12 protein-coding genes are annotated in these 14,217 nt (G+C 40.8%); 9 read left to right on the top strand and 3 right to left on the bottom strand.

All coding sequences use genetic code 11. The features are described 5' to 3' along the window. Nucleotides 1-3: 3 nt before the first annotated feature. Nucleotides 4-1,374, bottom strand: a complete 1,371-nt coding sequence (locus GL301_RS09485; RefSeq protein WP_009929777.1) for an MATE family efflux transporter — start codon at nt 1,372-1,374, stop codon at nt 4-6. Between the two features lie 173 nt (nt 1,375-1,547). Between GL301_RS09485 and GL301_RS09480 the strand changes: the two genes are divergently transcribed. The 3 genes from GL301_RS09480 to GL301_RS09470 all read left to right on the top strand — a co-directional run bounded on the left by GL301_RS09480 (nt 1,548) and on the right by GL301_RS09470 (nt 4,288). Continuing rightward, on the top strand, nt 1,548-2,831 hold the full coding sequence (locus tag GL301_RS09480; RefSeq protein ID WP_003726603.1) for an NCS2 family permease: 1,284 nt from the start codon (nt 1,548-1,550) through the stop codon (nt 2,829-2,831). 81 nt (nt 2,832-2,912) lie between these two features. Further along, complete coding sequence (lspA, locus tag GL301_RS09475) at nt 2,913-3,377, top strand: signal peptidase II (RefSeq protein WP_003726602.1); 465 nt, start codon at nt 2,913-2,915, stop codon at nt 3,375-3,377. Beyond that, entirely contained in the window at nt 3,377-4,288 is a 912-nt protein-coding gene (locus GL301_RS09470) for an RluA family pseudouridine synthase (protein WP_003726601.1), read from the top strand. The genes lspA and GL301_RS09470 overlap by 1 nt, the downstream gene beginning before the upstream one ends. A 17-nt stretch (nt 4,289-4,305) precedes the next feature. On the opposite strand, the gene GL301_RS09465 is transcribed toward GL301_RS09470, so the two are convergent. Both GL301_RS09465 and GL301_RS09460 read right to left on the bottom strand, forming a co-directional pair. Then, entirely contained in the window at nt 4,306-5,130 is an 825-nt protein-coding gene (locus GL301_RS09465; protein WP_003726600.1) for an STAS domain-containing protein, read from the bottom strand. Nucleotides 5,131-5,217: 87 nt separating this feature from the next. Beyond that, entirely contained in the window at nt 5,218-5,448 is a 231-nt protein-coding gene (locus GL301_RS09460) for a hypothetical protein (protein ID WP_003726599.1), read from the bottom strand. Nucleotides 5,449-5,679: 231 nt separating this feature from the next. Here GL301_RS09460 and pyrR point away from each other — a divergent pair, with 231 nt between their 5' ends. From pyrR to carB, 6 genes are all read left to right on the top strand, one after another. After that, nucleotides 5,680-6,231 (top strand): bifunctional pyr operon transcriptional regulator/uracil phosphoribosyltransferase PyrR, encoded by a 552-nt coding sequence (pyrR, locus tag GL301_RS09455; protein ID WP_003726598.1) that lies wholly within the window; start codon nt 5,680-5,682, stop codon nt 6,229-6,231. A gap of 128 nt (nt 6,232-6,359) precedes the next feature. Next, nucleotides 6,360-7,646: a solute carrier family 23 protein gene (locus GL301_RS09450; RefSeq protein WP_003725671.1), complete on the top strand. Its 1,287-nt coding sequence runs from the start codon at nt 6,360-6,362 to the stop codon at nt 7,644-7,646. Between the two features lie 80 nt (nt 7,647-7,726). After that, entirely contained in the window at nt 7,727-8,638 is a 912-nt protein-coding gene (locus tag GL301_RS09445) for an aspartate carbamoyltransferase catalytic subunit (RefSeq protein ID WP_003725670.1), read from the top strand. Next, the gene (locus GL301_RS09440) at nt 8,626-9,906 is read left to right on the top strand and encodes a dihydroorotase (protein ID WP_003725669.1); all 1,281 of its coding nucleotides are present in this window, start codon (nt 8,626-8,628) and stop codon (nt 9,904-9,906) included. The genes GL301_RS09445 and GL301_RS09440 overlap by 13 nt, the downstream gene beginning before the upstream one ends. Continuing rightward, complete coding sequence (locus tag GL301_RS09435; RefSeq protein ID WP_003728291.1) at nt 9,903-10,994, top strand: carbamoyl phosphate synthase small subunit; 1,092 nt, start codon at nt 9,903-9,905, stop codon at nt 10,992-10,994. Before GL301_RS09440 ends, GL301_RS09435 begins: the two co-directional genes overlap by 4 nt. Further along, on the top strand, nt 10,987-14,199 hold the full coding sequence (carB, locus tag GL301_RS09430) for a carbamoyl-phosphate synthase large subunit (RefSeq protein WP_003730839.1): 3,213 nt from the start codon (nt 10,987-10,989) through the stop codon (nt 14,197-14,199). The genes GL301_RS09435 and carB overlap by 8 nt, the downstream gene beginning before the upstream one ends. Nucleotides 14,200-14,217: the final 18 nt, after the last annotated feature.

Genomic DNA, 14,217 nt, shown 5'->3' with positions numbered 1-14,217 from the left:
AGATTAACTCGAAATCTCTGCGTCTTTTGTGTTGAAAGAAAGTTTTTGCTCCGTTTTACGAACCCGAATGGATAAAATAAATGCGGCGACAAACAGGCCAGTACTTAACCCTATCCAGTAACCGAATGGGCCAAGATTCGTAAACGATAAACCGTAGCCTACTGGAAGCCCAATCAACCAATAAGAAATAAAGGCAACAATCGAGGTGACCGTAACATCTTTATATCCTCTAAGTGCCCCGAGAACTGGCGACAGGACAGCATCCGCAAATTGAAACAATATCGCGTAAACTAAGAAATGCATGATTAAATTGCTCAAAGCGGGATCGTTCGTATAAAAACCAGCAATAATATCGCGGAAGAAAAATAGGATTGCACCATTTACACAACCAATGAAAATCGCAGCAGCCATACCAATATGACGATACTGTTTGGCATCTTTTAAGCGTTTTGCCCCTGTCTCGTACCCGCCAAGAATGGTCAACGTTGAAGCAACACTAAGCGGGAAAGCATAGAGCAGTGTGCAGACACTATTTGCGGATTGATGTGCCGCAATTGTCTCCGTCCCAAAGGCTCCCATTAAAATGGTTACCGCTGAGAAAATACTCGTTTCAAATAAAATTGTCAAACCATTTGGAACGCCAATGCCGATGATCTCTTTTATCTTAGAAAAACGAAGTGCCGTAAGCCCTTTGAAAATACCAAATTTTCGTAATCTAGTTTGTGTTTGAATCAAAATAACACTAACTAAAACAACGAGCCAATACGTAATCCCTGTCGCGTAACCACTACCAGCTCCACCCATTTCCGGAAAACCAAAGTTTCCAAAAATAAAGCAGTAATTTAAAAAGATATTAAATGGAACGGTACAAAGTGTAATGAGCATCGTTACCCTAGTTAAACCAAGCGAATCAATAAAAGAACGCAAAATCGCGGAAATAAAGAAAGCCGGGATTCCGATACAAATGCCATTTAAGAAATGACGAGCAATCCCCGCGACTTCTGCCGTAACGGGCATGTGTGTCAAAATCGTTGGAACGACCAAAAAATTAATAAGAATTAAAATAAAAGCTAAAAATAAAGCAATATATAGACCGTTATGCACCGTGTTTTTGACTTGTTTTTCTTTCTTCGCTCCGATTAATTGGGCGATGATTGGCGTGATGGCCATCAGTAACCCAGAAAAAGCAGCATTTACTGGAGCCCAGAACGAACTTCCAATTGCTACACCAGCCAGTGCCTGATTTGAATAATTTCCGCTCATCGTCGTATCGAAAAATGTCATAGAGAAAAGCGTGAGTTGCGTAATGACAATCGGTGTGAATATCGTTAAAAATTGTTTCCATTTTGCCCCATATGTGACTGTTTGTTGCAAGTAATCATCTCCTTTTTGCATCCATTCAGATTATAGCATAAATAAGGCGTTCTGGCGGCGTAACAAAAAACTTTTCCTTTCGTATATGTACTATCTTTGTTATAATAAAGTTCTGTGGCAGGGGCAATACTCTGCGGGTTGGGAGAGGGACAATTTCATAATGAGGAAAAAGTATGCAGAAATTTTTCAACAAAGTATTTCGGCTGAACGAGCATAAAACCAATTTCCGGACCGAGTTTTTGGCTGGTATGATTGGCTTTTTTACGGTGGCATATATTATTGTCGTCAATAGCTCGATTTTAGCGGAGGCTGGAGTTCCTTATCAAGGAGCAGTCCTTGCGACGATTTTTATTTCGGCGTTAGGTTGTTTGATTATGGGATTTTGGGCAAATGCACCGCTTATTCTAATGCCTGGGATGGGGATTAATGCGCTGTTTGCGTATACCCTTGTTCAAGGAATGGGACTAAGTTGGCAGGTTGCACTCGCTGCTGTTACGATGAGTGGCTTACTATTTATGATTCTTGCGTTTACACCACTTGCAGGAAAACTAAATGAAGCTATTCCCCTAATTTTAAAACAAGCGATTACGGTTGGGTTAGGTTTATTCTTAATCTTCCTAGGGCTTGAGAAGGGCGGAATCGTCACGCGCGGGAAACATGCTATTATTGCCGTTGGAGATTTAGGCGATCCATTCGTATTAGCAACACTTGTAACACTACTATTAACGATGATTCTAGTTATTCGAAAAATTCCAGGCGCTTTCTTATGGAGTTTAATAATCGGGACAGTCGTTGGTGTGATGTTTGGTGTTGCCGGGAAAGCTGGAGGTGCTTCGATAAGCGTTGCACCGTGGAGTGATGTACTCTTTAAAGCTGATTTTTCCGGAATGGCGAGCGTTGGTTTTTGGAGTGCCGTCTTTACGATGACGATGGTTATTGTGTTTGAAACAGTTGGACTTACCAATGGACAAGTAAGGCAACTGAAGCAAACCGAAAAATTACCACGCATTTTAAAAGCTAGCTCACTGACAGCCTTTTTATCTGGCTTATTTGGTACAAGCCCAACGATCTCTGCACTTGAAAGTGGCTCGATGTTTGCGAGTGGAGCAAAAACTGGTTTAGCAACAATAACAACTGGTCTGTTCTTTATCGCATCCCTTTTCTTAATGCCGGTATTATCTTTTATTCCGAACAGTGCGATTGCGCCGATTTTAATTATTATCGGTATGTCGATGCTGCAAGAATTTAAAGAAATGGATTTATCGAATGCGGCAGAAACTTTTTCAGCACTACTGATTATTGTGTTAATCCCGCTGACGTATAGTATTGCAGACGGAATTGCAGCTGGTTTCATTGCGTATCCAATCCTTCGTGCTTTCACGAAAAATGAGGAACGTACTTCACCAGTCATGTATGTAATTGCAGCTTTATTTTTGCTTCAATTTATCATACAATAACAAAGAAGTGATGCGCTCTTCTTATTTTTAAAGGGGAGCGCGTACTTTTTATCTAACTGATGTGAAAAGAGGGTTCGGAAAATGTACTATTATCTAATCACCCTAGCAGTGATTGCGCTAGATCAATTAACTAAATGGATTGTTGTTCAAAATATGGAAATTGGACAGAAAATAGAAGTTATTCCTGGTTTCTTATACTGGACAAGCTACCGTAATGACGGGGCGGCTTGGAGTATTTTGGAAGGACATATGTGGTTTTTCTATCTTATTACTGTTGTTGTTATTGGAATTATAATTTATATTATGCAAAAATATGCCAAAGGAAAGCGACTATTTTCTATTAGTTTAGCGTTTATTCTAGGTGGTGCGATTGGTAATTTTATCGACCGAGTCTTGCATCAAGAAGTAGTGGATTTTGTACAGACAGTATGGGGAAATTATTACTTCCCAATCTTTAATGTGGCAGATGCCGCGCTTTCAGTTGGTGTCGTACTAATGCTCGTGTATGTTTTTGTAGACGACCGAAAAACGAAAGGAATTAAATAATGCAGAATGAAACATTGATTATAGAAGAAAGTCATGCGCGTGAACGTGTGGATAAAGTGATTGCCGAAATGATGGGAAAAAGTCGTTCAGCAATACAACTCATGCTGAAAAACGGTGATATTACGGTTAACGGAGAACTTGCGAAGCCAAATTACAAAGTACAAGTTGGCGATGAAATTCATTACGAAGTGCGTGAACCAGAAGAACTAGAAGTTTTAGCAGAAGATATTCCACTCGATATTTATTTTGAAGATAAAGATATGCTTGTTGTAAATAAACCTGAAGGAATGGTCGTTCATCCATCTGCGGGACATGCAAGTGGAACGCTCGTGAATGCTTTACTATTCCATTGTGATGATTTATCGGGAATTAACGGTAAAATCCGTCCAGGAATTGTTCACCGAATTGATAAAGATACATCTGGCTTATTAATGGTTGCTAAAAATGACCATGCCCATGAATCACTAGCCAAACAATTAAAAGACAAAACTTCGGATAGAGAATATATCGCACTTGTCCACGGTGACATTGTCCACCAAAAAGGAACAATTGAAGCGCCAATCGGTCGTGCAAAAGAAGACCGCCAAAAAATGGCAGTCGTACGCGATGGGAAAGAAGCGAGAACGCATTTTGAAGTATTAGAGCGTTTACCAGGTTACACATTAATTAATTGCAAATTAGACACTGGACGTACGCACCAAATCCGAGTTCATTTGAAATATATTGGTCATCCTTTAGCAGGAGATCCAAAATACGGACCTAAAAATACAATCAAAGGCAATGGCCAATTTCTCCATGCCGCAAAATTAGGGTTTGATCATCCGACAACGAAAGAACGAATGATGTTTGAAGCGCCACTTCCTAGTTCCTTTGAAAAAGCTTTAAAATCATTACGTCAAGAAGAATATTAAAAAAGAAGCAAGAACACCTATTTACGGGCGTTTCTTGCTTCTTTTTCTTTCATAAGTGTTTTTGTTGCTTGGCGTAAGGTTGCAAATGTTTTAATACCATGTTGTTCAGTTAAATTAACTTGAACCATCACTTTGGCAGTTTGCGGTTGCATACCTGTAATAATCGGAGTTACACCTACTAATTTAAGCGAAGAGAAGAAATACTCAATGTACTTGCCGATGTTAGGAGACTCTAACTGCACGCCAGATAAGTCGATAATTAAATAGTTCACTGGTTGCTCACAAACTTCAACAAGCGCTGTTTCAGTAAGTTGTTTTGCTCGCTCATCGGTAATTCTTCCAATTAAAGGTAACAGAAAAACATTTTCGGCAATCCAAATTAGTTTGGTTGATTCTTTAATAATTTGGTTTTCTTTTTGTATAATCTTTTGTTCATTTGCACGGGTATAGCCTTCGATTAAGTTTTGCGTGAAACTACTAAATACCTGATGAAGCTTGATGCTAAATAAATATAATTCACGATAATTAGCAGATTTTGTTTTGATTTCTGATGCATAATCGAGCAAAAACTCTTCCAGTAAGCGAATATGGAATAAAATACGAGAAATTCCGAGTGAAGTAATAAACTGTGCTTTTCCAAGCTCACGCGCGAAAGCATTCATTTTTCCTAAATCTTCAGTCATTCCAATAAACAAATTTTCTAAAACAAAGCCCGTTTCATCCATTAAACGATGATCATTTTTTAATGTGAAGATATATGGATCATCCACAGATACATAATACGTTAGCCAATCTTTCACGACCATTTCTTTCTGTTGTAATAAGCTATTCATTATGCCCATTGTATTCACCTCTTAAGTCCATGTTTTTAGCTATTTCAGCATAGCACATAGAGCAGTTAAATTGGACTAATTTCTGGTAAAAGTAGACTATTTCAAGTTGTTAATATGTAGAAAATGTGAAAACTTAAAAAAATACACAAAAAAAGAATCATCTTCTTGGTGATTCTTCCGCTTCTTACTATAAAGATATCCTTTTTTCGTTTTTGTTTGTTTGGAACTTAAATCGATGAGTGCAAAGGGGCTACGCTTGATTTCAGGATTCAAATGACCTTCGCGTATGAGCTTTTGACGTTTCTTTTTTGCTTTAGATATAGCCATATGTTTGGCCTCCTTTATTTTATTATTAATAGTATAACATGTTTTTCTTTTTTTTGATTGACAAGGAGAGTTCTATCAGTTAAGATAAGTCTAATGAAATAAAGTCCTTTAACATAGTCCAGAGAGGCTAAGAAGGTGACGATAATTTGACGGGTTAATTGTATACTCGTACGCGTTCCCTTGCTTACACTGGCAGAGGGTTATTTTTTTGCACAAAAGGAGAGATTTCGGATGCAAAAACAAGTAGTTGTCATGGACGAGGCGGCAATCAAACGTGCGCTCACTCGAGTAAGTTACGAAATCATCGAGCGGAATAAAGGCACGAAGAATTTAGCGCTTGTCGGTATTAAGACGCGTGGTATCTATCTTGCAGAGCGTTTGCATAAGCGTATACTTGAAATTGAGGGTATTGATGTTCCAGTTGGAGATATTGATATTACACTTTACCGAGATGATTTATCTTTCAAAGATGATAAGACTCGCGAACCCGCTGTACATGGGACGAACATTCCATTCGATATTAATGGAAAAAAAGTCGTTCTTGTAGATGATGTGCTTTATACAGGTCGAACTGTGCGTGCCGCAATGGACGCATTAATGGATGTAGGTAGACCTGCGCAAATTCACCTTGCAGTGCTTGCTGATCGGGGCCATAGAGAGCTACCGATTAGAGCAGATTATGTAGGGAAAAACATTCCGACATCAGGAAACGAACGAGTAGAAGTTCGCCTAACCGATGTGGACAACGAAGAAGATGCGGTTATTATTAACAAAAATGAATAACAATGTAACACTTTTTTAAAAGCAGTCCTGTGAGGCTGACAAAGAGTGATTAATTTCTATAGGGGATTATTCTATACTCTTTGTCGACACAGACAAGGGGTATTTTTTATGAAGAAAGAGGGAAGAAAATGACAGAAACGACAGAAACAGTGACAAAACCAGTACTAGATATACACGAAAGACCAAGCTTCAATAAATGGATTATTCTTAGCATCCAGCACCTTTTCACCATGTTTGGCTCTACTATCTTTGTGCCAAGTGTGACAGGGTTAAGCCCGGGAGTGGCGCTTGTATCTAGCGGACTCGGGACACTTGCTTATCTAGGAATTACTCGCGGGAAAATCCCCGCATATCTAGGTTCTTCCTTTACCTTTATTGCACCAATTACCGCACTACTTGCAGCCAAATCTGGCGGAGGTCCGGGCGCAGTTATGGTCGGAACGTTCTCCGTCGGTGTAGTATATGCGATTGTTTCTCTAATTGTTTACTACGCTGGTGTTGACTGGATTCAAAAGGTTTTACCACCAATTGTTGTTGGGCCAGTAATCATGGTTATCGGTTTGTCGCTTGCTCCAAGTGCAGCAGCGATGGCGATGGGAACAAACAATGGTAAATACAGTTTAGAAACTTTGGCAGTAGCAGTAATTACGCTCCTTGCAACCATAATCGCAATGATGTTTTTCAAAGGATTTATGGGCTTGATTCCAATTTTGTTCGGCTTCACAGTCGGTTACTTAACAAGTATGGCTTTTGGGATGGTAGATTACACGTTAATCAAAAATGCCTCTTTCTTCCAAATTCCAGATTTCAGCATTCCATTTGTAAATATCGACCCAGTAATTACCGTGACGGTCATTCTAAGTATGGCGCCACTTGCGTTTGTCACAATGGCGGAACATATGGGGCATCAATTACTACTTAATCGAATTACGAATAAAAACTTCTTTAAAGACCCAGGACTTCATCGTTCCTTACTTGCAGATGGTACGGCTTCGATTATCGCATCGTTCATCGGCGGACCACCTGTAACGACTTACGGTGAAAACATTGGCGTTCTTGCAATTACAAAAGTATATAGCGTGTTTGTTATCGGAGGAGCGGCAGTTTTCGCAATCCTCTTCGGATTTATCGGTTACATCAATGCAGTTATCACCTCGGTTCCTACAGCAGTTCTAGGCGGCATTTCCCTGTTACTCTTTGGGGTTATTGCAACGAGTGGACTTCGAATGATGATTGAAAATAAAATTGATTTAAGTGTTAATCGTAATATGATTATTGCTTCGGTTGTACTAGTAGTCGGAATTGGCGGCTTATTCATTAAAGCTGGAACGTTCGAGCTATCTGGTATGGCGCTCGCGGCAGTTATTGGGATTATCTTAAACTTAGTATTACCAGCCGAGCACAGATCAGCATAACACATGACAAAAAAACCTCTGCAGACAAAAAATTTACAGAGGTTTTTCTATAAAATGAAGTAGAAAAGGTGGCGCTTTAAATGAAAAATTTGTTGTCAATGGAAGCATTAACCGTCCATGAAATCGAGCATTTATTAGAGCAGGCGGCACAGTTTAAACGCGGGAAAAAAGCGACTTTTAATGAACAGACTTTCGCGGTCAATATGTTTTTTGAACCAAGTACGAGAACACATACGAGTTTTGAAGTAGCAGAGAAAAAGTTAGGTGTGGAGGTTGTTTCTTTTGATGCAGCGAGCTCTAGCATGACAAAAGGAGAAACGCTCTACGATACACTGCTCACAATGCAAGCCGTCGGGGTCAATGTCGCAGTGATTAGACACTCAGAAGAAAATTACTATGCGGGACTCGAAAAATTAGACATTGCTATTGTGAACGGCGGTGATGGATGCGGTGAACATCCGAGTCAATCACTACTTGACTTATTTACAATAAAAGAACAATTTGGTACTTTTCAGGGTTTGAAAGTAGCGATTGCTGGTGATATTCGTCACAGTCGAGTTGCCAATTCCAATATGAAAGTGTTAAAAAGACTTGGTGCGGAACTGTTTTTCTCCGGACCGAGAGAATGGTTCGACGAAAGTTACTTAGCATATGGCACTTACTTATCGGTTGATGAAATTGTGGAAAAAGTGGATGTGTTGATGCTTTTGCGTGTACAACATGAGCGCCATAGTGGAACAGATGAGTTTACGAAAGAAAGCTACCACGAAAAATTTGGATTGACGGAAAATCGGGCAAAGCAGTTAAAAGAAGATGCAATCATTATGCACCCAAGCCCTGTGAACCGAGATGTGGAAATTGCTGATAGTTTAGTAGAAAGCGAAAAATCACGCATTGTTACGCAAATGACGAATGGCGTTTTTATAAGAATGGCCATTTTGGAAGCTATTTTAAAAGAACAGGAAATGAGGGCGAAATTATGTACGTATTAAAAAATGGGCAAGTATTAAACGCGTCAGGTGAACTGGAAAACAAAGATGTACTTATTCAAAACGGTAAAGTCAATTTGATTGCGGATTCCATTGAAGTAACAAGCGGCGAGGAATTTGATGCGACAGGGAAATTAATTGCCCCAGGTTTTATCGACGTCCATGTACATCTTCGTGAGCCGGGCGGGGAACATAAAGAAACCATTTTAACAGGAACACAAGCGGCGGCACGCGGTGGCTATACGACAATTTGTTCGATGCCGAATACAAAACCTGTTCCAGATTCCAAAGAAGTAATGGAAAGTTTACAAGCAAAAATTAAAGAAACAGCGAAAGTTCGCGTGTTACCATATGCTTCGATTACAACAAGCCTTGGAACGGACGAATTAGTTGATTTTGAAGCTTTAAAAGAAGCTGGTGCATTTGCTTTTACAGATGACGGGGTAGGCGTGCAGTTAGCTGGAACAATGTATGAAGCGATGAAACGAGCAGCAGCACTAGATATGGCGATTGTGGCTCACTGTGAAGATAACTCACTTATCTATGGTGGCGTTGTCCATGACGGGATTTTTGCTGAAAAAGAAGGTCTGAAAGGTATTCCGAATATTGCTGAATCTGTCCAAATCGCACGTGACGTTTTACTAGCAGAAGCTGCAGGTTGTCATTATCATGTCTGTCATATTTCAACAAAAGAATCTGTTCGTGTTGTGCGAGATGCAAAACGGGCGGGAATTCGTGTCACTGCTGAAGTTTCACCACATCACTTAATTTTAGATGAAGAAGCTATTCCAGGAAATGACGGTAATTGGAAAATGAACCCCCCACTTCGCAGCAAAGAAGATCGGGCGGCACTTTTAGAAGGCTTACTGGATGGTACGATAGATTTTATCGCAACTGATCATGCTCCACACGCAGCGGAAGAAAAAAATGTACCGATGGAGCAAGCTGCTTTCGGAATTGTAGGTCTAGAAACGGCATTCCCATTACTATATACCCATTTTGTTAAAACGAACGAATGGACATTAAAACAGCTAATCGACTGGATGACTGTAAAACCAGCGGAATGCTTTAAACTCCCATACGGGAAATTAGAAGAAGGCAGCGTAGCTGATATCGTCGTACTTGATTTAGAAAAAGAAGCGAATATTGACCCAGCTACTTTTTATTCAAAAGGAAAAAACACACCATTTGTAGGAGAAACGTGTATTGGATGGCCAGTAGCAACGTTTTCGGAAGGCACACTTGTATACAATGAGGGGGAAATTAAATGACAAAGCGAATTTTAATGCTAGAAGATGGCAATTATTTTATCGGTGATGCGATTGGTAGTGAAAAAGAAACCATTGGTGAAGTTGTCTTCAATACTGGAATGACTGGCTACCAAGAAACAATCACTGACCCTTCGTACTATGGTCAAATTATTACTTTTACGTATCCACTTGTTGGAAATTACGGTGTGAACCGCGACGATTTTGAATCTATCAATCCTGCTGTGAAAGGGGTTGTGGTTCGTGAAGCTGCAGAATTTCCTTCCAACTGGCGCAATCAAATTACTTTAGATGAATTTTTGAAAGAAAAAGGCATCCCGGGAATCGCGGGAATTGATACGCGTAAACTAACGAAACTAATTCGTAAAGAAGGAACGTTAAAAGGCATTTTAGCAGCAGAAACTGCAAACAAAGAGGAATTGCTACACCACTTGCGCTCTGTACGTTTGCCAGTCGATCAAGTACATGAAGTTTCCTCTGCTAAAGCATTTGCAAGCCCAGGAGATGGTAAACGAGTGGTGCTTGTTGATTATGGTGTGAAAAGTTCAATTTTACGGGAACTGAATAAACGTAACTGTTACGTGACGGTTGTTCCTTACAACACAACAGCCGAAGAAATTCTTGCAATGCATCCGGATGGCGTGATGTTATCCAATGGACCTGGGGATCCGAAAGATGTGCCAGAAGCATTAGAAATGATACGCGGCATTCAAGGCAAGCTCCCACTATTCGGAATTTGCTTAGGGCACCAACTGTTTGCACTTGCGAACGGAGCAGATACATTTAAACTGAAATTCGGGCATCGTGGCGCGAATCATCCGGTGAAAGAACTAGCCACTGGACGTGTTGATTTCACTGCACAAAACCACGGTTACGCAGTAGAAAAAGATTCACTTATTGGAACAGATTTAAAAGTAACACACATTGAATTAAATGATGAAACGGTAGAAGGGCTGGCACATAAAGAATATCCAGCCTATACAGTACAATATCACCCAGAAGCAAACCCAGGACCAAGTGACGTCAACTACTTATTTGATGAATTTATGGAAATGATGAATGGGAAAGAGGAGGGTGAACTACATGCCTAAACGTGACGATATAAAAACAATTCTAGTAATCGGTTCTGGCCCAATTGTTATTGGACAAGCAGCAGAGTTCGATTATGCTGGGACACAAGCATGCCTGAGTTTGAAAGAAGAAGGGTACCGGGTAGTTTTAGTGAACTCAAATCCAGCGACAATTATGACGGATGCAGAAATGGCGGACAAAGTTTACATTGAACCAATTACGCTTGATTTTGTATCGCGCATTATTCGTAAAGAACGTCCGGACGCCATTTTGCCAACGCTTGGGGGACAAACGGGATTGAACATGGCGATGGAACTTTCAGCTGCTGGGATTTTGGATGAATGTAACGTAGAAGTGTTAGGAACAGATTTAACGGCGATTAAAAAAGCGGAAGACCGTGAAGCTTTCCGGGACTTGATGAATGAACTAGGGGAACCAGTGCCAGAAAGTGACATTATTCATAATTTGGACGAAGCGTATACTTTTGTTGAACGTATCGGCTACCCAGTTATCGTGCGCCCGGCATATACGCTTGGTGGTTCTGGCGGCGGGATTTGCCACAATGAACAAGAATTAATTGAAACGGTGACAAGTGGTCTAAAACTGAGTCCAGTAACACAATGTTTACTAGAAAAAAGTATCGCTGGTTTTAAAGAAGTGGAATATGAAGTAATGCGTGATGCGAACAATAACGCAATGGTTGTTTGTAACATGGAAAATATTGACCCAGTCGGCATACATACAGGAGATTCGATTGTTGTCGCACCAAGCCAAACGCTTTCCGACCGCGAATACCAATTGTTGCGCGATGTGTCGTTAAAAATTATCCGCGCACTAGAAATTGAAGGCGGCTGTAACGTTCAGCTGGCACTTGATCCAGATAGTTATAATTACTATGTTATCGAAGTAAACCCACGTGTGAGCCGTTCCTCTGCGCTAGCTTCCAAAGCGACCGGCTACCCAATTGCCAAACTTGCAGCTAAAATCGCAGTTGGCTTAACACTGGATGAAGTGAGAAATCCAGTAACAGGAACAACTTTTGCCCATTTCGAACCAACACTAGATTATGTTGTTGCGAAAATCCCACGCTTTGCTTTTGACAAATTTGAGCAAGCGGATCGTCGCCTTGGAACACAAATGAAAGCAACTGGTGAAGTCATGGCAATTGGCCGTTCATGGGAAGAAGCACTTCTAAAAGCAGTGCGCTCCCTAGAAATTGGCGCTGACCATTTGTTGCTTGAAGAAGCGGAAAATGCTGACGAAGCAACATTAGAACGCAAAATTTGCTTCCCAGAAGATGATCGTTTATTCTTCCTAGCAGCAGCTTTGCGCCGAGGTCAAACAATCGAACAACTCCACGCGAAAACAAAGATAGATTTATTCTTCTTATATAAATTAAGTAAAACAATCGAACTGGAAAATCGTATCAAAGAAAATCCGCAAAACCAAGAAATTTTGGCAGAAGCGAAACGGGCCGGTTTTTCTGACGCTTTCCTTGCCACTTGTTGGAATGTCGATGAACAAGCGATTTATGACTTAAGAAAAGCACAAAATCTTTTCCCAGTATACAAGATGGTTGATACGTGTGCAGCGGAATTTGAATCGACAACCCCTTATTTTTACAGCACATATGAAGAGGAAAATGAGTCAACACGATCAGCGAAAGAAAGCGTGATTGTCCTTGGTTCTGGTCCGATTCGGATTGGGCAAGGGGTAGAATTCGACTATGCAACGGTGCACTCCGTGTGGGCCATTCAACAAGCAGGCTATGAAGCAATTATCATTAATAATAACCCAGAAACCGTTTCGACCGACTTTAGTATCTCGGACAAACTTTACTTTGAGCCTTTGACACTAGAGGATGTTATGCACGTTATTGAGATCGAACAGCCACTAGGGGTTGTCGTGCAATTCGGTGGACAAACAGCGATTAATTTAGCAGACGGTTTAGCAAAACGCGGCGTAAAAATTTTAGGTACAAGTTTAGAAGATACGGACCGCGCAGAAAACCGTGATGCCTTTGAAAAAGCATTAGAAATTCTACAAATTCCACAACCAGCTGGGAAAACGGCCACATCGGTAGAAGAAGCAATCAACGTAGCGACAGACATCGGCTATCCGGTCCTTGTACGCCCATCTTATGTACTTGGTGGTCGAGCGATGGAAATCGTAGAATCAGAAGAAGCATTAAAACATTATATGACGAATGCGGTAAAAGTAAATCCAAAACACCCAGTTTTAGTAGACCGTTACGTAAGCGGCCAAGAAGTAGAAGTAGATGCAATCAGTGACGGTGAAAACGTCTTAATCCCTGGTATCATGGAACATATCGAACGTGCGGGAGTTCATTCAGGTGACTCGATTGCCGTATATCCAGCGCAACGTTTAAGCAGTCAAGTGAAAAATACGATTGTCGATTATACGACAAGGCTGGCAACTGGCTTAAACATTATCGGAATGCTGAATATCCAATATGTCGTAGATGGCGAAGAAGTTTTCGTTATTGAAGTAAATCCGCGCTCAAGCCGGACGGCGCCATTTTTAAGTAAAATTACCGAAATTCCGATGGCGAATGTGGCGACAAGAGTTATCTTAGGGGAGAACTTAATCGACCTTGGTTACACGCCAGGACTTGCCCCAGAAAAACAAGAAATTTTTGTCAAAGTGCCGGTGTTCTCTTTCGCGAAATTGCGTAGTGTGGATACGTCGCTTGGACCTGAAATGAAATCGACCGGAGAAGTTATGGGGAAAGATGTGACGCTCGAAAAAGCACTCTACAAAGGTTTTGTGGCGAGTGGGACAACGATGCATGACTACGGGACAGTACTTTTAACTGTAGCGGACCGCGATAAAGAAGAAGCCGTAGAATTAGCGAAACGATTTAATCGCATAGGCTTTACTATTATGGCAACAAAAGGAACAGCAAGCACGTTAGAAGAAGCAAACATTCCTGTTTCTCAAGTGAAAAAAATCGGAGAAAACCAAGAAACGTTGATCGATTATATTCGAAATGGCCAAGTAACGCTCGTAGTGAACACATTAACGACTGGTAAACGACCTGAGCGTGATGGCTTCCAAATTCGCCGCGAATCTGTAGAAAATGGTATTCCGGTCTGTACCTCGCTCGATACAGCAGAAGCAATCTTGCGTGTACTGGAATCGCGCTCTTTTGAACTCGAATCGATGAATGCCAGTGAAGTAAAACAACCTAAAGCACGAGTATAAATAGAAGAAACGGGGTGG

Source organism: Listeria sp. LM90SB2 (genome assembly GCF_028867355.1).
GTDB classification, from domain to species: domain Bacteria; phylum Bacillota; class Bacilli; order Lactobacillales; family Listeriaceae; genus Listeria; species Listeria monocytogenes_B.
The sequence above is the reverse complement of the archived record's forward strand: the minus strand, read 5'-3'. Positions and strand labels throughout refer to the sequence as shown.

What these genes read in the sequence shown, in the direction of transcription:
- GL301_RS09465 (WP_003726600.1), bottom strand. Translation starts at nt 5,130, where the DNA reads ATGGGCATAATGAATAGCTTATTACAACAGAAAGAAATGGTCGTGAAA.
- GL301_RS09445 (WP_003725670.1), top strand. Translation starts at nt 7,727, where the DNA reads ATGAAAAATTTGTTGTCAATGGAAGCATTAACCGTCCATGAAATCGAG.
- GL301_RS09470 (WP_003726601.1), top strand. Translation starts at nt 3,377, where the DNA reads ATGCAGAATGAAACATTGATTATAGAAGAAAGTCATGCGCGTGAACGT.
- GL301_RS09460 (WP_003726599.1), bottom strand. Translation starts at nt 5,448, where the DNA reads ATGGCTATATCTAAAGCAAAAAAGAAACGTCAAAAGCTCATACGCGAA.
- GL301_RS09435 (WP_003728291.1), top strand. Translation starts at nt 9,903, where the DNA reads ATGACAAAGCGAATTTTAATGCTAGAAGATGGCAATTATTTTATCGGT.
- GL301_RS09450 (WP_003725671.1), top strand. Translation starts at nt 6,360, where the DNA reads ATGACAGAAACGACAGAAACAGTGACAAAACCAGTACTAGATATACAC.
- carB (WP_003730839.1), top strand. Translation starts at nt 10,987, where the DNA reads ATGCCTAAACGTGACGATATAAAAACAATTCTAGTAATCGGTTCTGGC.
- GL301_RS09480 (WP_003726603.1), top strand. Translation starts at nt 1,548, where the DNA reads ATGCAGAAATTTTTCAACAAAGTATTTCGGCTGAACGAGCATAAAACC.
- GL301_RS09440 (WP_003725669.1), top strand. Translation starts at nt 8,626, where the DNA reads ATGTACGTATTAAAAAATGGGCAAGTATTAAACGCGTCAGGTGAACTG.
- lspA (WP_003726602.1), top strand. Translation starts at nt 2,913, where the DNA reads ATGTACTATTATCTAATCACCCTAGCAGTGATTGCGCTAGATCAATTA.
- pyrR (WP_003726598.1), top strand. Translation starts at nt 5,680, where the DNA reads ATGCAAAAACAAGTAGTTGTCATGGACGAGGCGGCAATCAAACGTGCG.